The organism is Rhizobium sp. BK060, assembly GCF_014193145.1.
GTDB lineage: Bacteria > Pseudomonadota > Alphaproteobacteria > Rhizobiales > Rhizobiaceae > Rhizobium.
The window spans coordinates 19,477-36,566 of the sequence record NZ_JACHYW010000045.1 but is presented as its reverse complement, the minus strand read 5'-3'; the positions used below and the strand labels follow the sequence as shown (position 1 = coordinate 36,566).

16 protein-coding genes and 2 pseudogenes are annotated in these 17,090 nt (G+C 59.0%); 13 read left to right on the top strand and 5 right to left on the bottom strand.

The features are described 5' to 3' along the window. A pseudogene (locus FHT71_RS30105) lies at positions 1-113 on the top strand (electron transfer flavoprotein subunit alpha/FixB family protein); the annotation flags it as partial. A gap of 81 nt (positions 114-194) precedes the next feature. Here FHT71_RS30105 and FHT71_RS30100 read toward each other — a convergent pair. The 4 genes from FHT71_RS30100 to FHT71_RS30085 form a co-directional block, all read right to left on the bottom strand. Continuing rightward, on the bottom strand, positions 195-680 hold the full coding sequence (locus tag FHT71_RS30100; protein WP_183723163.1) for a DUF1643 domain-containing protein: 486 nt from the start codon (positions 678-680) through the stop codon (positions 195-197). Between the two features lie 63 nt (positions 681-743). Next, positions 744-2,018, bottom strand: a complete 1,275-nt coding sequence (locus FHT71_RS30095; protein WP_183723161.1) for a Xaa-Pro peptidase family protein — start codon at positions 2,016-2,018, stop codon at positions 744-746. Between the two features lie 53 nt (positions 2,019-2,071). Then, complete coding sequence (locus FHT71_RS30090; RefSeq protein ID WP_132593722.1) at positions 2,072-3,160, bottom strand: hybrid-cluster NAD(P)-dependent oxidoreductase; 1,089 nt, start codon at positions 3,158-3,160, stop codon at positions 2,072-2,074. Continuing rightward, positions 3,150-4,403 (bottom strand): aromatic ring-hydroxylating dioxygenase subunit alpha, encoded by a 1,254-nt coding sequence (locus FHT71_RS30085; protein WP_183723159.1) that lies wholly within the window; start codon positions 4,401-4,403, stop codon positions 3,150-3,152. Before FHT71_RS30085 ends, FHT71_RS30090 begins: the two co-directional genes overlap by 11 nt. 108 nt (positions 4,404-4,511) lie before the next feature. Between FHT71_RS30085 and FHT71_RS30080 the strand changes: the two genes are divergently transcribed. The 12 genes and pseudogenes from FHT71_RS30080 (at position 4,512) to FHT71_RS30025 (ending at position 16,710) form a co-directional block, all read left to right on the top strand. Further along, positions 4,512-5,399 (top strand): LysR substrate-binding domain-containing protein, encoded by an 888-nt coding sequence (locus FHT71_RS30080; RefSeq protein WP_183723157.1) that lies wholly within the window; start codon positions 4,512-4,514, stop codon positions 5,397-5,399. 285 nt (positions 5,400-5,684) lie between these two features. Then, positions 5,685-5,951 (top strand): annotated as a pseudogene (locus FHT71_RS32045) (IS110 family transposase); the annotation flags it as partial. Between the two features lie 391 nt (positions 5,952-6,342). Further along, positions 6,343-7,056, top strand: a complete 714-nt coding sequence (locus FHT71_RS30070; protein ID WP_132593719.1) for a GntR family transcriptional regulator — start codon at positions 6,343-6,345, stop codon at positions 7,054-7,056. Then, a complete protein-coding gene (locus tag FHT71_RS30065; RefSeq protein WP_132593717.1) occupies positions 7,056-7,967 on the top strand; it encodes a dihydrodipicolinate synthase family protein in 912 nt (303 codons plus the stop codon). The genes FHT71_RS30070 and FHT71_RS30065 overlap by 1 nt, the downstream gene beginning before the upstream one ends. Continuing rightward, complete coding sequence (locus FHT71_RS30060) at positions 7,960-9,477, top strand: aldehyde dehydrogenase (RefSeq protein WP_183723155.1); 1,518 nt, start codon at positions 7,960-7,962, stop codon at positions 9,475-9,477. The genes FHT71_RS30065 and FHT71_RS30060 overlap by 8 nt, the downstream gene beginning before the upstream one ends. Then, complete coding sequence (locus FHT71_RS30055; protein WP_183723153.1) at positions 9,474-10,820, top strand: FAD-binding oxidoreductase; 1,347 nt, start codon at positions 9,474-9,476, stop codon at positions 10,818-10,820. Before FHT71_RS30060 ends, FHT71_RS30055 begins: the two co-directional genes overlap by 4 nt. A gap of 80 nt (positions 10,821-10,900) precedes the next feature. Further along, positions 10,901-11,752, top strand: a complete 852-nt coding sequence (locus FHT71_RS30050) for a glycine betaine ABC transporter substrate-binding protein (RefSeq protein WP_132593711.1) — start codon at positions 10,901-10,903, stop codon at positions 11,750-11,752. A 44-nt stretch (positions 11,753-11,796) separates the two neighbouring features. Next, positions 11,797-12,927, top strand: a complete 1,131-nt coding sequence (locus FHT71_RS30045) for a glycine betaine/L-proline ABC transporter ATP-binding protein (protein WP_183723151.1) — start codon at positions 11,797-11,799, stop codon at positions 12,925-12,927. Between the two features lie 23 nt (positions 12,928-12,950). Continuing rightward, on the top strand, positions 12,951-13,799 hold the full coding sequence (locus FHT71_RS30040; RefSeq protein WP_183723149.1) for an ABC transporter permease subunit: 849 nt from the start codon (positions 12,951-12,953) through the stop codon (positions 13,797-13,799). Next, the gene (locus FHT71_RS30035) at positions 13,796-14,647 is read left to right on the top strand and encodes an ABC transporter permease subunit (RefSeq protein ID WP_183723147.1); all 852 of its coding nucleotides are present in this window, start codon (positions 13,796-13,798) and stop codon (positions 14,645-14,647) included. The genes FHT71_RS30040 and FHT71_RS30035 overlap by 4 nt, the downstream gene beginning before the upstream one ends. A gap of 13 nt (positions 14,648-14,660) precedes the next feature. Further along, positions 14,661-15,659 carry a 4-hydroxyproline epimerase gene (locus tag FHT71_RS30030; protein WP_132593703.1) on the top strand — a complete coding sequence of 333 codons (999 nt, stop codon included), beginning with the start codon at positions 14,661-14,663 and terminating at the stop codon, positions 15,657-15,659. Between the two features lie 37 nt (positions 15,660-15,696). Next, positions 15,697-16,710, top strand: a complete 1,014-nt coding sequence (locus FHT71_RS30025; RefSeq protein WP_132593701.1) for a GlxA family transcriptional regulator — start codon at positions 15,697-15,699, stop codon at positions 16,708-16,710. Here the strand turns inward: FHT71_RS30025 and FHT71_RS30020 are convergent. Beyond that, entirely contained in the window at positions 16,707-17,036 is a 330-nt protein-coding gene (locus FHT71_RS30020) for a hypothetical protein (protein WP_165933182.1), read from the bottom strand. The genes FHT71_RS30025 and FHT71_RS30020 overlap by 4 nt on opposite strands. Positions 17,037-17,090 lie beyond the last annotated feature (54 nt).

The window sequence follows — 17,090 nt, the reverse complement described above, 5'->3', positions numbered from 1 at the left end:
AGGTCATCGTCGCCATCAACAAGGACGAGGAGGCGCCGATCTTCCAGGTCGCCGACTACGGTCTCGTCGCCGACCTCTTCGATGTCCTGCCGGAACTAGAGCGGTCTCTCTAGCCACACATGAAACCAGCGAAAAACCGAGGCTGCGCAGCGCCTCGGGCCTTGCGACCGGACGCGGCACCGGCGATAGCGAGTTCACCATTGGAATAGCTTCGGCTCGGCTGTGCCTGAAATATAGAGCGGGTGACAGGGGTGGCCATCCGACGTGAATTTGAGTGCGTAGAGCTTTGACGTTGCGAGCATTCGACAAACCTCAAAAGCTCGATCACGATAGGCACCATGCCTACCCCAGCCACACACGATCCTGTCGCAGCTTTCGGACATCTTGCGTAAGTACCGATCGTTTTCAGGCCCAACCGGGTCCGCTTGCTCATAGAGCCGTCCTGGACTGGACGATCGAAGGGCGAAGAGATTCCCAACGACGAGACCGCCGAACCCCCACGACCTCGCAAAGGCGATGCATCGACGCAGCGTTGGATCGGTGCTGAAGGCGTCCGCAGTGGATGGATTGAGCATCAGGAACGCGACAGTCTCCCTTGAGGGATCCCACTGTCGCTCCAGCAGGTATCGATAGCAGTTACATCTTGAAAATAGTGCAGAAGAGAGGGTGAAGTCGCTCATCCGCCGTCTCCATTCACCGCCCAATCCTAACGCGTTGCGGGCTTTCGCGCGTCCAGAGGCGTTTCAGATCTCCTCCCATGGGAAAGTGTCCAGGCGCTCCGCTCCTCGAGACGTAACAAGAACTTGCGTTTCCAGCTTGATGCTCTCCGACCCTGCCTGCGCAATCAAACTTTCAACATTTAGAACCATGTTCTCTTCAATGACGCCGCTGAAGTTCTGGTCGAAATCGGGGTGGAGCAGAATGCCGGGCCATTCGTCGGCCATTCCCGTCCCATGCACTGCCAGAGTATAGCGATAAGGCAGGTACTTTTCAGGGATGCGCCAGCTCTTTTCGTTGAAGTCAACGAATGTCATGCCAGGACGAATGATCGACAGGTTGTGCTCGATCTGATCCAACGCCGCCGAATAGAGCTCGCTTTGCTTGTCGCTCATTGCCACATGACCGCAGGTCCATGAGCGCGACAGGTCGGCGCAATATCCATAGGGCCCGATCATGTCCGTATCGAAGGAGATCATCTCGCCGCGCTTTATGACGTAGTCAGAGCACTCCTGATACCAGGGATTGGTTCGTGGGCCGGCCGTCAAAAGCTTCGTCTCAAGCCATTCGCCGCCACTGCGGGCGTTCTCAAAATGCAGCTCAGCCCAAATTTCGCGCTCCGTTCGTCCGGGCTCGGAAACCTCGTACATGCGGGCCATCCCGGCTTCGCACACCCGGATCGTCCACCGCATGAGTTCGATTTCTTCGGAACTCTTGATCGAGCGTGCTCGTTCGGCCAGCTCCTGGCCGTCCAGCAGTTCCAGGCCGCGCTTTAAAAGCTCCGATGCCGGCGCCGGCTCGAGCCTGTCGACGGCAAGTCTCTTGTTGCGCCCGTGGGACTTCATGACGTCTGCGATCTCATCGGCCCAGTCCCTCATTCGGTGCTCGACAAGGTTACCGGAGGTGAAGAACAGGTAAGATTTTGACGTGCGGATTTCATCGATACCGGGAAGCCCGTCATTGACGTGCTCCGATCCCTCGAATTCAAACATGATGGCGGGACCGTCAGCGACAACGAGCGCATATCGAGAGGGATTATGCATCGTCCAGATGGCCATGTTCGACGAGTCGAACGCGTAGCGTATGTTGACCGGATCGTACAACAGCAACGCCGAACAGTTCCATTCCTTCATTTGCAACCGAAGGCGGTCCAGCCGATACCGCCGCACGGAATCGAGGGTTTGCAAGGGAAGAGGACTTATGAGCGGCCGATCGGCTCCTGCCGGATTGAGATAGGCCTGCTTGCGCTCGTCCTTGAACACCGTGGAGCCTTGGTCGGAGATCCTGTCTCTAAGCAGCATGGTCGATCCCTATTGTCGCCAAAGGATAGGTCGTGCGGGCGCGTGCCCAGCCGTTAGCGATCAATCACCAGGTCGCTGAGAGGCTTGGAGCAGCAAGGCAGGAATAATCCAGCGTCGATCTCTCGTTGCCGTATCCCGCCATTGTGGTTCATGTCGACCGCACCAGAAACCAGCTTCGACTTGCATGTGCCGCATACGCCATTGGAGCAGGAGGAGGGGATGCGCACGCCCGACTTCTTCGCGCAGGCAAGCACCGTCTGGTCGTCGGCGACCTCTATCTTTCTGGATTGCTTGGCGAATTCGACCTGAAAAGCCTTGTTTGGTATCGAGGCCTCGCCGGTGACGGCTGGTTCCTCGATAATCGCTGCATCGAAGCTTTCCTCGATGTAGCTGTTCGCGGGCACTCCGAGCTGCGCGGTGATCGAGCGTGCCGCGGCCATGAATGGCGCCGGGCCGCAGCACATGACGGTTCTCTTCGCAATGTCGGGCACGGCGAGCTTCAGGAACTCGGGCGAAATCCGGCCTGTCAGCCCGGGCCAGGATGGCTCCCCATCGACGCTCTCAGGCAGAAACTGCAGGCGAAGGCCTTTCATTCGTGCGGCAAGACAGGCCAGCTCGTTGCGAAAAATCAGGTCGACCGGCGAGCGAGCCGCATGAAGAAATACGACATCTGCGGGCTCGCAGCGATCCGCCAGGCCACGCAGAATAGACATCACGGGCGTAATGCCGGAGCCGCCAGAAAGAAGCAGAAGCTTCGGGGCGGCGACGCGCGGACAGACAAAACGGCCGAGCGGCCCCTGAGCCTTCACGGTCATGCCGCTTTGCATGTTGTCATGAAGCCAATTCGATATTCTTCCGTTCACGACCCGCTTGACCGTCACGGTGAAGGCGTTTGCACGGTGCGGTGACGAGGAGATGCTGTAGCAGCGTGCCTCGGCATCATCGCCAATCGGGAAGTCGAAGAGGAAATATTGTCCGCCCTCGAAGGTGAAGCGCTTGCCTTGCGGTGACGCAAAGGTGAAGCTCTTGACGTCGTGGGTTTCCTGATGAACGTCCAAGCACACCAAGGTGTCGTCTTGCTCGGGATCCCATGTGTCGCGCAGCGCTGAGCCACCCTGCTTCTGTGCGAAATCAATATCCATTTGCGCGCATCCGATCGATGTACCACGTGGCAAACTTGTCGAGGTTGGTCTCCGAGAATTGCGAGTAGGGGCCGGGCCGGTAGGCAGGATCGAGCGCACCTGCATGGGAGCGTGCCACCAGGTCAGCGTCCTGGTCGGTCGTCGCAATCCAGACGTCCGTCAGCTTGTCGTAATCGTAGTCGACACCCTCAACCGCATCCTTGTGCACCAGCCACTTCGTCCGGACCAGGGTCTTGCCTGCCGACAGGGGGATGACGATGGCGACCACAGCATGGTCGCCCATGAAGTGGTTCCAGGAGTTGTGGCCCCAAAGATGGGTATCGCCTAAGTCCTTCCGCGTCATGTGGCCGAGCAGCTTAGATGATGCGGCCGTGGCGTCATGCGTCTGGGATTCGCCCGCGCCAGCGATGATCAGTCTTTGCGTACGGAAGTTCGTGGCGCAGTCGGAGAGTTGCTCGACGGCGGCCGATGGGAAGCCGTCGGCCTCCCAAGCCTTGGTCTTGTCTTCATAGAGCCGAAAATGCTCTTGCGCCTGCGCTCGGTCCTCCGGGCTCAAGGCTTCCGGATCGAAGCCGAAGTCGAGATCGACGAAGGATACACAGAGCTCGGGATGGTTCGCGGAACAGTGGTAGCACTCACGATTGTTCTCCATCGTCAGCTTCCAGTTGCCATCCTCGATCACATCCGTCTGATGGGCGACCTTCGCATTACGGATGTCGTAGGGAGCAAGGCGTTCAACCATTGTGTGCTCGAGGACGTCAATGTCGTGGGGAGGGTTATCAGAGAGACAGGCATAGATCAGCCCACCAATCGACTTGAAGGTCACGGGTTTCAGTCCGTGACAATCCTTGTCAAAGTCCTTGCCCATATGAGGAGCGTAACTGAGTTCTCCGGTAAGATCATAGGTCCAGGTGTGATAGGGACAGACAAGCTTTGAGACGATCGTTTTTCCTTCGTCCAGCAGGCGAGCGCCGCGGTGGCGACAGACGTTGTGCAGCACACGAATTTCGCCGTCGTCATCTCGCAGCAGGATGAGGCTTGTCTTGCCAATGTCGATGACGGTGGCATCGCCAGCTTCCGGAACATCGCAGTCGAGACCGATGCATATCCAGTGTTTGTGGAAGAAAACATCGATGTCCGCGTCGAAGACGTCTTCACGCGTATAGAGGCCGGCGGGCAGCGAGTGTCCGTTCGTGCGAGCGTCGAGAAGGGCGGAGATGGAGGAGGGAAGTTTGTTTAGCATGAGAGCCCCTTATGCCTGTATTCGCATAGACTGCCCTTGCTACTGAGCCTCTTCAACGGCATTAATTATCACGCTCGCATAACGGCGAGTAATGTGAGGGGGCATGGAATGCAGTTTCGCAGGCGCTTGCCGTCGATGACGGCTCTGATCATGCTGGAGGCGGTCCTTCGTCGTAAGAGCTTCACCATCGCTGCGGGCGAGCTCGGGGTTACCCAGGCGGCGGTGAGCCGGCAAATTGCGTTGCTGGAGGAAGAGCTCGGTCAGCCGATGTTCGTGCGCAAACACCGCGCAATCGAGCCGACTGCCGCATGTCTGGTGCTGGGCGCCTCCCTGGCGCAGAGCTTCTCCAACATTTCCGACGCAATCGATGCCATCAAGGGGGCCGCCCAGGATGTGGTCACCATCGGCGCGACCGTGGCTTTTTCGTCTTTCTGGCTGCTTCCCCGCCTCGCCGATTTTCGCGCCCAGAATCCCGGCATTCAGATCCGCGTCGTGTCCCAGGATCAGAAGATCGATTTGGACAGCGGGGCGGTCGATCTTGCGATCCGGTTCGGGCTGCCTCCCTTCAGCGACGGAACGGTTATTGCCTCGCGCGGGGACGAGATAATGCTCGTCTGCTCGCCAGAATACCTCAACCGGCGCGACAAGGGTCCATTGTCCACGGCCGACGAGTTCATCGAGACTGACGCCGAGGACCGATCGTGGCTTTCCTGGGGCCAATGGCTCGCAGAACTTGGCGTGCACTTCGAGGTCACGCCCTCTCTTCGCTTCAGCCATTACACTGAGACCATATTCGCCGCACGCGCGGGTCAGGGAGTTGCCCTGGGCTGGGGCACCCTTGTTCAGACGTTCCTCGATGACGGCACGCTGGTTGCTCTCGATGAGACCAGACTATCGCCGGAAGGCCGATACAACGTTTTACTGCCGTTGAAATCCAGAAGGACGGTGGCTATCGACCGGGCTTCGTCATGGCTCACTGCCGCGCTTCACAAATGATCGTCTTCCCTTCGGAAAACTGCGGAATTCGGTAGGGCGGAGTGCGAAATGTCACCCTGACGAAAGTTCCGTCTTGACCCTGCTGATATAAGCAAATGTCACAGGATTTTGACTGCAAGAATTGCTACCTCCGGCTCTGTCGATGGAGTTGGATTGCATAGTGTCGGTCGTCCCAGCGGAATGTATGTTAGAAGTGAAGCAAAATGTTCGTTACGCCACCGCTAAATCGATGACCGGAAGTCAGAGGGCGCCACCGGAAACTTCGCAATTCCTAAGACACATTCAGCCGGGGCGCTATTGCGACTTGCCGCGGTTGCGGTCGGGCGCACTCAGGCCGCGTTGAGGGCATTCTATCGGCGTCTGTCGGCACGCGTCGGCAAGGCCAAGGCGGTCACTGCCACGGCCCGCAAAATCGCCGTCTTGTTCTACAAGACCCTGCGGCACGGTATTAAATACAGCGATCCGGGAGCCTCCCACTACGAGGAGACTTGCCGTCGACGCGTCCTCGCCGATCTCCAGCGAAGAGCAAAGTCGTTCGGGTATACCCTGCAGTTCGCCCAGCGCCACTTCGTCCAGAACCGTGCCCGGAGCAAGTTCCATCCGTATGAGGGGTGCGCCAACCGTTTGCCACCCAAACTTGCTACCTTCAGATCGGATGTGCCCCTGTGGCCGATAGCCGCCTGTGGCCAGCGCTTGTGACTACTCAGCGCGTCCAATGCCGAGTTCTGCCTCCGATCTTCCTCATCCAACCCTGATCCGCAGTGACGTGGAGCGAAATCGTCGTGAATGATTCGCTCGTTATTTCCGTATGTTAGATGATAGTATCCTCAAATTGTATTCCGTAAGAACTTTTATTGTGTACGCAAAGTACACAATTTATTGACAGCATATTAGATGCATGCCATGTTTCAGCCATGGCGCAACCAACGGCATGGAGTGACGCATGGCCAAGACCGTGAAGAGCAACCTGTACGAAGACTTGAAACGTCAAATTCTGACAATGGAGCTCGACCCCGACGCCGATCTAGACGAAGCCAGCCTGAGTGAGCGCTATGGCCTCTCCCGAACGCCGGTCCGAGACATCTTTCGTCGACTGGCGGGCGAGGGCTATGTCGATATTCGCGAGAACCGCGGCGCGCGCGTCATCCCGATGAACCATGCCACGCTGCGAAATTTCTTTCTGGTCGCGCCGATGATCTATGCCGCCGTCGGTCGATTGGCGGTCCAGAACTTCAAATCATCACAACTTGCGGACTTGAAGCAGACGCAGGAGCGCTTTCGCAGGGCCAGCGAAAGCCAGAATGCGCTGGACATGGTCCTTCAGAACAACCGCTTCCATGAGATCTTCGGCGAGATGTCGGCAAACGTCTATTTGCAGCCCAGCCTCGGCCGTCTGCTCATCGACCATGCCCGGATCGGCCACACTTTCTTTCGGCCGCGAAACGACGACATGAAGCGGCGCTTGCAGTTGGCCGTCGAACACCATGACGCCTTCATCGAAGCGCTGGCAGCGCATGACGAGGATGCCGTCGTCGATCTCGTCTTTGAACATTGGGAATTGTCCCGCGAGAACATGGAGATGTTCATCGCGCCGCAGGGACTGAAGGCGGACGTCTTCATCGGCGGTCCGGCTGCCAAAACATTGGAGAAATCATAGTGAAATTCGAGGGGATCTATACCCCGGCCGTCACTCCGCTTGATGAGAGTGGACAGATCGACCGGAAGGCATTCGCTGCCGTGCTGGAATCGCTGATCGAGGCGGGGGTCCACGGCATTATCGTTGGCGGGTCAACGGGCGAGTATTACGCTCAGACAAGCCAGGAGCGTTTTGACCTCGCTTCTTATGCGAAGGACGTCATCGGGAGCCGCTTGCCGCTTATCATCGGAACGGGCGCCACACGGACTGAGGATTCGGTCGAATACGCGAAGGCTGCCAAGGAAATCGGCGCTGATGCGATCCTCGTTTCCACACCTCCTTATGCGCTTCCGACGGGGCGGGAAAATGCGGTTCACGCGCTCACCGTCGATCGCGCGGCCAATCTGCCGATCATGCTCTACAACTACCCGGCCCGCATGGGTGTGATGATGGGCGAGGAATATTTCTCGCGCGTCGGCAAGTCGAAGAATGTCGTCGCCATCAAGGAAAGTTCCGGCGACATGGGCAACCTTCATCTGCTCGCCAGGAAGTTCCCGCACATTGCGCTTTCCTGTGGCTGGGACGACCAGGCACTCGAGTTCTTCGCATGGGGCGCCAAAAGCTGGGTTTGCGCCGGATCCAACTTTCTCCCGCGCGAACACGTCGCCCTGTACGAGGCATGCGTTCGCGAGAAGAACTTCGACAAGGGCCGCGCGATCATGAGCGCGATGCTGCCGCTGATGGACTTCCTCGAATGCGGCAAGTTCGTCCAGTCGATCAAACACGGCTGCGAGATCATCGGGCTCAAAACCGGATCCGTGCGCGCGCCGCTGCGGCCCCTCAATTCCGAAGAAAAGCGAACCCTGCAGACCGTCGTTGCCACCTTGAAGCGCACTGTCGCCAACATCACGTCGGGAGCCAACCATGCATGAACCCTTGACCGCTGCCGAATACAAGGCGATCGCTGCTGATATTCAGTTGCCGACAAATGCATTCATCGATGGCTCGTTTCGTCCGGCAATCTCCGGCAACACGTTCAAGTCTACGAATCCGGCGACGGGCGAAACGCTCACCGAGATTGCCGCATGCGATACAAGTGATGTCGACTATGCGGTGGCCAAGGCAAAGGAGGCCTTTGACGACGGTCGCTGGCGTTTGCGTTCGCCTGGTGAGCGAAAGGAGATCCTCCTCAAGCTCGCCAAGCTCATCGAACGCAACCGGCACGAACTTGCGGTCATGGAGAGCCTCGACAGCGGCAAGCCGGTCCGTGAATGCCAGACCGTCGATATTCCTGACACGATCCATACGATCCGCTGGCATGCGGAACTGATCGACAAGCTTTACGACAATACCAACAATGTCGGACCGAATGCCTTGGCCATGGTGGTCCGCGAACCTATCGGCGTCGTCGGCTGCGTGCTGCCGTGGAACTTCCCATTGCTGATGCTGGCCTGGAAAATCGGCCCGGCTCTGGCTGCCGGATGCTCGGTCATCGTCAAGCCCGCACAGGAAACGACGTTGACGACGCTACGTGTCGCCGAACTCGCCCATGAGGCAGGCATTCCAGCAGGTGTGTTCAACGTCGTGACCGGCAGCGGCAGGGACGTCGGTGAGCCGATTGGTCTCCACATGGACGTTGATATGGTTGCATTTACCGGCTCGACGCCAACGGGACGCCGCTTCCTACGCTACGCGGCGGATTCCAATTTGAAGAAGGTGGTCCTCGAATGTGGCGGCAAGAATCCCGCGGTCGTGCTTCCGGACGCGGAAGATCTCGACCTCGTTGCCGAACAGGTGGTCAACGGCGCCTTCTGGAATATGGGCGAGAATTGTTCGGCCACCTCCCGCCTGATCGTTCACTCCAGCATCAAGGAAGAACTGCTGAAGCGGATCGGCGCATATATGCGGGAATGGAAGACAGGCGACCCGCTCGATCCGGAAAACCGCATTGGCGCCCTCGTCAGTCAGAGCCATTTCGAGAAGGTGAAGTCGTTTCTCGACGACATCAAGACGGAGAACCTTTCGCTCGCCCACGGCGGCGCGACGCATAAAGGTGCCTTCATTGAGCCGACCGTGGTCGATGGGGTCACGACGAAGAGCCGGCTGTTCCAAGAGGAGATCTTTGGACCGATCCTTTCGGTAACCACATTCGAGAACCTTCCCGAAGCCGTCGCCCTTGCCAACGACACCAACTACGGCTTGACCGCCTCCGTGTACACGGGCAGCCTGCGCAACGCCATCCGGCTGTCGCGCGACATCCGGGCGGGCCTCGTGACCGTCAACTGCTTTGGTGAGGGTGACGCCAGCACGCCGTTCGGCGGCTACAAGGAGTCCGGCTTCGGCGGTCGAGACAAGTCCATCTTTGCCCACGACAACTACTGCGAGCTGAAGACGATCTGGATCGATGTCTCCGATCGCTCGGTCGACGAGACGATCCGTTGACCAGGACCGTCGTCAAGCGGCTTCCCGCTGAATCTGGCGTCTCAGGCTGGGAGGCGATCAGCAGACGCGTCGCCCCCATTCGTACGCTGGAAGGCAGCGTGGCGGCCGACTGGCTGATCGTCGGTGCCGGGTTTGCGGGATTGTCTGCAGCCCGACGGCTCTCGCAGATCCGGCCGGGCGACAAGATCGTCGTCATGGAAGCCGGAGAGGTAGCCAAGAGCACGGCTGGCCGAAACTCCGGCTACATGATCGATGTTCCCCACAATCTCTCGGCCGGCGAGTATTCAGGCGCCAGTGAAGCGGCAACCGCCCTTGAGATTGCACAAAACCGCTTTGCGATCGATTTCGCGAAAAGCGCTGCGGACGAATACGGAATGTCCCGGGAGACATTCGATCCGTCAGGCAAGATCAATGCGGCTGCAACGGCGCGCGGAATGAAGCTGAACGTCAGCTATGGCGAGTCGCTTCGGCGCATCGGCGAAAAGCATGTTTTCCTCGATAGATCGCAAGTGCGCGAGCTGACAGGAACGGACTATTACCTCGGCGGCTTATATACGCCCGGTGCGGTGATGATCCAACCTGCGGACTATGTCCGAGGCCTTGCGGCAGGGGTTGGGCAGACTGTGACCATCTTCGAGCGCTCGCCTGTCACGGAGCTGCGGCGTGAGGGTGGGACTTGGACGGCCAAATCGACACGGGGTGCAGTAACCGCCCCGAAGGTCATCCTGGGGGTCAACGGGCATATAGAGGACTTCGGTCATTTTCGCGGTCGGCTGATCCATATATTCGCCTACGCATCGATGACGGCTCCCTTTCCGGCGGATGATGTCGCCCACGCAGTCTCCGGGCAGGACCGGTGGGCGCTGCTCCCGGCCGATGCCATGGGTGCAACGGTTCGCAAGATCACGTCGAACGGCCTTTCACGCATCGTCCTTCGCACAAGATACACCTACGGCAGGACGATCACTGTCACCGACAAACGCCTGGAAAAGCTGGCGGCCGCTCATCGCCGGTCGCTTGATGCACGCTTTCCGAAATTGACGGATTTGCCGTTCCAATACAGTTGGGCCGGCCGCCTTTGCCTCAGTCGCAATCACGTGCCGGCCTTTGGCGAAATCGACGAAGGCTTGTTCTCGGCGTGCTGCGAAAATGGCCTCGGGACCGTGAAGAGCACGCTTGCCGGTGTGCTGGCCGCCGAGTTGGCGACCGGAACCGGCTCAGAACAACTCGACAAATACATGGATCATCCGATGCCCACGAGACTGCCGCCAGAGCCGTTTGCGTGGCTGGGGATCAATTCGGTGATCCGGTTGCAGGAATTGCGTGCAGGCCGCGAGGGATGATCCCTTGCCGCGCAATGTGAAGACTGAGCCCACCGCCAAGTCTTCAACGAGAATGGGAACGAAAACTAGGAGTAAGAACAATGAAGACTTTGTGGAAAGCGCTCTGCGCCGCCGCCATGGTCGGGATCAGCATGCTTCCTGCTCGCGCGGAAGAAAAGACGATCACCATGGGCACGATGTCATGGGAAGACCTGACGCCCATCACCGGTATCACCAAGAAGGTTCTCGAAGACGCCGGCTACACCGTCAAGGTGACCGAGTTCTCCGAATGGGGCATCGCCTATGCCGCTCTTGCCAAGGGCGACATCCAGGTTCTCACCTCGCAGACAGATTATGTCGCCCAGGACTACTGGAACAAGAACAAGAACCGTCTCGAGAAGATTTCGCCGGTTTCGCACGGCCTCTACCAGGGCATCGCGGTTCCGAAGTACGTTCCGATCGACTCTCTGGAACAGCTCAATGAAAACGCGGACAAGTTCGGCGGCAAGATCATCGGTATTGAACCGGGCGCCGGGCTGATGCGTGACTCTTCCAACGCCGTCAAGGACTACGATATCAAGCTGCAACTCGTCGAAGGCAGCACGGCTGCGATGACGGCGGCCCTCAAGTCGGCCTATGACCGCAAGGAGTGGATCGCCGTTACGATCTGGGAGCCGTCGTGGATGGTCCAGAAATACGAGGTAAAGTACCTCAAGGACCCGAAGGGCGTCTTCCCGCCGCCGCAGAGCTACTACTGGATCGGCAAGAAAGGCTTCTCCGAAGAAAACCCGCACGCCCGTGAAGTGATGGCCAGCGTCTATGTTCCGATCGCCGACATCACCGCCATCAACGGCGAGGTCAAGGACGGCAAGACGATGGATCAGGCTGTGCAGGGCTGGATTGCGGCGCATGCCGACCTGGTCAAGCGTTGGGAAAACATCAAGAAGAACTAACCGTGCAGGGCCGTCCGATCCGGTCGGACGGCCCTTGAAGCCCAATGAGAAAAGCCAGCACCAATTGGCTCAAGGGGATCGCTATGAAAACCGAAAATGCCGATACCAATGAAGTCCTGATCGACTGCCAATCCCTCTGGAAGGTCTTTGGAGACAAATCCGCCGCCGCCATGAGATCGATTGCCGAGCAGGGACTGGGCAAGAAGGACGTGCTGAAGGAGTTCAACTGCGTCGTTGGCGTCTCGAACGCCAGCCTGCAGGTACGGCGCGGCGAGATCTTCTGTATCATGGGCCTGTCTGGCAGTGGAAAGTCGACGCTTATCCGGCTGCTCAACAAGCTGATTACACCAAGCGCCGGAAAGGTGCTTGTCAAGGGCAGGGACATTGCCGCGCTCTCCCCCGTCGAGCTCCGCCAGATGCGTGCCACGAACATCGGCATGGTGTTCCAAAGCGTTGCGCTGCTTCCGCACCGCACGGTGCTCGAAAACGCCGGCTTCGGACTGGAAGTCCAGGGCATCCCCAAGCTCGAGCGCAACAAGATCGCCAAGGCCGCATTGGAAACAGTGGGCCTGGCAGACTGGGTTGACCGCTACCCGAAGGAATTGTCGGGCGGCATGCAGCAGCGCGTCGGCCTTGCCCGCGCGCTTGCCTCCGATCCGGAAATCATCCTGATGGACGAGCCCTTCAGCGCGCTCGATCCGCTGATCCGCCGCCAGCTTCAGGACGAGTTCCGCCAGCTCACGAAGTCGCTCGGCAAGTCTGCCGTGTTCATCACGCACGATCTCGACGAGGCGATCCGCATCGGTGATCGCATCGCCATCATGAAGGACGGCGTCATTATCCAGACCGGTACTGCCGAGGAGATCATCCTCAATCCAGCGGATGATTATGTCGCCGAGTTCGTGGCAGGCATATCGCGACTCCATCTGATCAAGGCGCATTCCGTGATGCACAGCGTTAGCGAGTTTCAGCGCAGCGAGCCACATTCCGATATCTCGTCGCTGCTGCGCACCACTCCGGATGCCGACATCGACGAGCTGATCACGCTGACCATGCAGACGGACCGTGACGCCATTGCCGTCGTCGACAACGATGAGGTCGTCGGCGTGGTCACGCCGCGCAGTCTCCTCATGGGCGTCAAGGGTACCTCCAACAACGATCGCGCGGCGGCCTGACCGCTGAACGGGAGCTGAGTGACATGGACATTTCAAGCTTCACTGACACCTTCGACGAATGGACAGACACCGCGCTCGAATGGGTAAGCGACAATGGAGAGACCCTTTTCGACTACGTCAGATGGGTCCTCGAGGGGCTCTACGATGGGATCCTCTGGCTGCTCGTGCTTTCACCATTCTATGTCGTCGCAATCATGGTCGCGCTGGTGGGATGGCGCCTGGTGAACGCCTGGTTCGCGATCCTTGGCGGCGTTGCGCTTCTCCTGTGCTTTTCCATGGGACTCTGGTCCGAAACGATGAGCACCTTGGCACTGGTCTTGACGGCGACGGCGCTCGCGCTGGCGATCGGTATCCCTGTCGGGATCGCGGCAGGTTTCTTTACGGCTCTCAACCGGTTCATGGAGCCGGGCCTCGATCTGATCCAGACGCTTCCGCCATACATCTATCTGCTGCCGGCGATTGCCCTGCTGGGCTACGGTCCAGCGACGGCGCTTATCGCCACCATTGTCGTTGCCATGCCGCCGGCAATCCGGCTGACCGCGCTTGGCATCCGCATGACGCCAAGCGAGTTCGTCGAACTTGGAGAGGCAAGCGGAATGAGGCCGGCCCAGATGTTCTTCAAAATCCGCCTGCCGTTTGCTCTTCCCAGCATCATGGCTGGGATCAACCAGAGCCTGATGATGGCATTTGGCATGGTCGTGATCGCCGGCATCGTCGGCTCCGGCGGTCTTGGAGAGACGATCTACGGCGCGATCCGAACGCTCGACATCGCGACGTCCATCAACGGGGCAATCGCGATCGTCGTCCTGACTATGGTGCTCGACCGCATAACACAGAGCGCGGCCCGGCTTGGAACAGGGAGGCAGTCATGAACCCGTCGGTTTTGCAGTTTTCGCCGGGCGCTTTTCTAGCTCCGGCGGTTGACTGGCTGAACACCAACCTGCATCCGCTGTTTGCCGCGATCAGCTATTTGGTGGAGGCCGTGCTGTCGGCAATCGAGGCCGCACTTCTATTCGTGCCGCCTGTTGCCCTTATTGCTATCGTCGTCGTCGCAGCCTTTCTTGCTGTGAATGTGCGAGCGGCAATCCTGGCAGGTCTCTGCCTGGGGTTCTGCCTGATCGTCGGGTTCTGGACGGCGTCAATGCAGACGGTTGCACTTGTGACCGTCTCCGTCCTGATCTCCGTGCTCGTCGCGTTTCCCATTGGCGTCCTCTGCTCGCGTTACAAGACCCTTGAAGCGATCGTGCGACCAGTCCTCGACGTCATGCAAACCGTGCCGCCGTGGGTTTACCTGATCCCCGCGGTAATGATCTTCAGCCTGGGGCGCGTACCAGCCATCATTGCCACGATCGTGTACGGCATTCCGCCGATGCTGCGACTGACCACCTTGGCGTTCAACCAGGTGCCGCGCGAGTTCGTGGAGCTTGGCAGTGCGATTGGTGCCCATCCTCGTTCAGTGCTCTGGAAGATCGAAATTCCGTTGGCCAAGCAGACGCTGTTGGTCGGCCTGAACCAATGCATCCTCCTCTCGCTGGCCATGGTCGTCCTGGCGGGCCTTGTTGGAGCAGGCGGTCTTGGCGCCGAGGTGACGCGCGGTCTGACCCGCATGGAAATGGGGCTGGGTTTGCGCGCAGGCCTCGCAATCGTGGCAGTCGCGCTGCTGCTTGACCGGTTAAGCCGTGGTCTTCTCGATCGCGACAGCACGCCTCGGGCAGCGTGACTCGAGGAAAGATATGAGAAAAAGCTTCTTCTGCGTCGACGCCCATACCTGTGGAAATCCGGTGCGTGTCGTTGCCGGCGGCGGGCCGCTCCTGCCACATGTTCCCGTCGGCGAGAGGCGCGAACTCTTCGTCCGCGACCATGACTGGATCCGACAAGCCTTGATGTTCGAGCCCAGAGGACACGACATCATGTCGGGAGCAATTATCTATCCCGCCTATCGTGACGACTGTGATTTTGCCGTCCTCTTCATCGAGGTAAGTGGTTGCCTTCCGATGTGCGGTGCTGGAACGATCGGCGTCGTGACGGCCGCGATCGAGGAGGGGCTGGTGACCCCACGCAGGCCGGGGCGTGTTTCCATCGAAACGCCGGCGGGACGGGTCGACGTCGCCTACGAGGAAAAGGATGGGTATGTGGACTCCGTTCGCCTCTACAATGTGCCCAGCTATCTGCACGAAGCGGACGTCGCCGTGGATGTGCCTGGAATGGGGCGCCTGATTGTCGATATTTCCTATGGTGGCAACTACTACGCCGTTGTCGAGCCACAGGAGAACTGGGCCGGACTTGCCGGTATGAACGCGGCCGAGATTGTCGGCTTCAGCCGGGGACTCCGAGAGGCTCTGGCGGACCTGTGCGACCCGGTCCATCCAGACGATGGAAGAATTCGCGGTGTCCATCATGCGATTTGGTGCGACCATCCGATCAACGACCAGTCGGATGGCCGATGTGCCGTGTTTTACGGAGACAAGGCGATAGATCGGTCGCCCGGCGGAACCGGCACCTCGGCACGTATGGCGCAATTGCACGGAAAGGGAAGGCTTGCTGTCGGCTCTTCTTACCGGCATGAGAGCCTGATCGGGACGGTGTTTCAGGGCAGGGTGGAGGCTAATGCCGACATTGGTGAGTATAAGGGCATCCTTCCGAGCATAGGCGGCTGGGCGCGCGTCATCGGCCACAACACGATCTTCGTGGATGATCGAGACCCGCTGGCACACGGCTTTCAGATAAGGTGAGTGAGGGCTGCAAACGTCCAGTATCAAGGAGATTGAGATGCGACCAGAAGACTATCGGCAAGGAGACGCCGTCGGCAAATCCGCCGGCCGTCTAAAGGTCGGATTTGTGCTTGCTCGATCCTTCACGCTTTCAGCATTCGCGCTTTTCGCGGATACGTTGCGGCTTGCGAGCGACGAGCATGATCGTTCCGGACGCGTACTGGCGGACTGGCAAGTGCTCGGAAGTACGCGGCATCTGATTGCGTCAAGCTGTGGGATCCAGGTGGCACCGACGTCGGATTTCGTGGATCCGACGAGGTTCGATTACATTGTCGTTGTCGGAGGCCTTCTCACAGCGGAAAACCCTGTCGATCACGACACGATCACATTTCTCAAGCGCGCGGATGCCGCCAGGGTACCCTTGATTGGTCTTTGTACCGGCTCGTTCATCCTTGCCGATGCTGGCTTAATGAGAAACCATGAGACATGCGTTAGCTGGCTCCACTACAAGGAGTTTCGCGAGCGCTTTCCTGATCTTTCTGTACGATCGGACAGGATATTCAACCTGGACCGGCAACGCGGTTCCTGTGCCGGCGGCAGCAGCGCAGCCGATATCGCGGCGGTCCTTGTGCGGCGGTATATCAGCCGCGAGGCTGAGAGAAATGCCTTGGAAGTTCTACAGATCGAAAAGGCGCGCTCCGCCGGCGACATTCAGCCACGGCGCCCTTTGCACGACGAATACGAAGATAACCGGGTCAAAGCGGCGATGATCCTGATGGAGCAGCATGTCGAAGGCGGCATGACCATTCTCAAGCTCGCGGCTTCCGTTCGCCTGTCGCGGCGTCAACTCGAACGGTTGTTTTTGGAAAAGGCGGGCATGTCTCCCGCAAAAGCCTACACGCGCGTGAGGATGGAGAGGGCAAAGGCCCTGCTTCTGCAATCGAAGGCGTCGCTGATCGAAGTCGCGCTCGATGTTGGATACGAGAACGCCTCCCACTTCACTCGCACTTTCAAGCGCATATTCGGCCAAACGCCAACTCAACTTCGGGCCTCTGGACCACCCCTTCTCTAGATACCTCGGGTCGCAACAATCGAGGAGCTGTGTGGCGATATCCCGTTGGCTCCTTTGTGGGCGAACAGATCGAGGCGTGTGAGGTTCTTCCACGGGCCCGGTAGGAGCGGACGTTTCGCCCTCGTTCTCCAGACCCTGATCCCATGCATGCGTGCAGCGGCTCCAACGAACGGAACGATGACGGGTGCTCCGATCGAGGCCGCAACACTAGCGGCTGCAGCAGCCACCGCGTGGGACGGCGTCGCGTCGACACGAGGCTCGGTCGCTTCCAGAATCGGACGATAAAGTTTGTGCTTCTCCGTCTTTTCGATAATACGATCCATCATCGCCACTGTTTCCATATCGGATAAGAGCCGGTTGCAGATTCGGCCGAGAGCATC

Bases quoted from the DNA above. Each gene is read 5' to 3' on its own strand.
- FHT71_RS30035 (WP_183723147.1), top strand. From the start codon at position 13,796: ATGAACCCGTCGGTTTTGCAGTTTTCGCCGGGCGCTTTTCTAGCTCCG.
- FHT71_RS30030 (WP_132593703.1), top strand. From the start codon at position 14,661: ATGAGAAAAAGCTTCTTCTGCGTCGACGCCCATACCTGTGGAAATCCG.
- FHT71_RS30070 (WP_132593719.1), top strand. From the start codon at position 6,343: ATGGCCAAGACCGTGAAGAGCAACCTGTACGAAGACTTGAAACGTCAA.
- FHT71_RS30085 (WP_183723159.1), bottom strand. From the start codon at position 4,403: ATGCTAAACAAACTTCCCTCCTCCATCTCCGCCCTTCTCGACGCTCGC.
- FHT71_RS30020 (WP_165933182.1), bottom strand. From the start codon at position 17,036: ATGATGGATCGTATTATCGAAAAGACGGAGAAGCACAAACTTTATCGT.
- FHT71_RS30040 (WP_183723149.1), top strand. From the start codon at position 12,951: ATGGACATTTCAAGCTTCACTGACACCTTCGACGAATGGACAGACACC.
- FHT71_RS30100 (WP_183723163.1), bottom strand. From the start codon at position 680: ATGAGCGACTTCACCCTCTCTTCTGCACTATTTTCAAGATGTAACTGC.
- FHT71_RS30060 (WP_183723155.1), top strand. From the start codon at position 7,960: ATGCATGAACCCTTGACCGCTGCCGAATACAAGGCGATCGCTGCTGAT.
- FHT71_RS30045 (WP_183723151.1), top strand. From the start codon at position 11,797: ATGAGAAAAGCCAGCACCAATTGGCTCAAGGGGATCGCTATGAAAACC.
- FHT71_RS30095 (WP_183723161.1), bottom strand. From the start codon at position 2,018: ATGCTGCTTAGAGACAGGATCTCCGACCAAGGCTCCACGGTGTTCAAG.
- FHT71_RS30025 (WP_132593701.1), top strand. From the start codon at position 15,697: ATGCGACCAGAAGACTATCGGCAAGGAGACGCCGTCGGCAAATCCGCC.
- FHT71_RS30050 (WP_132593711.1), top strand. From the start codon at position 10,901: ATGAAGACTTTGTGGAAAGCGCTCTGCGCCGCCGCCATGGTCGGGATC.
- FHT71_RS30080 (WP_183723157.1), top strand. From the start codon at position 4,512: ATGCAGTTTCGCAGGCGCTTGCCGTCGATGACGGCTCTGATCATGCTG.
- FHT71_RS30090 (WP_132593722.1), bottom strand. From the start codon at position 3,160: ATGGATATTGATTTCGCACAGAAGCAGGGTGGCTCAGCGCTGCGCGAC.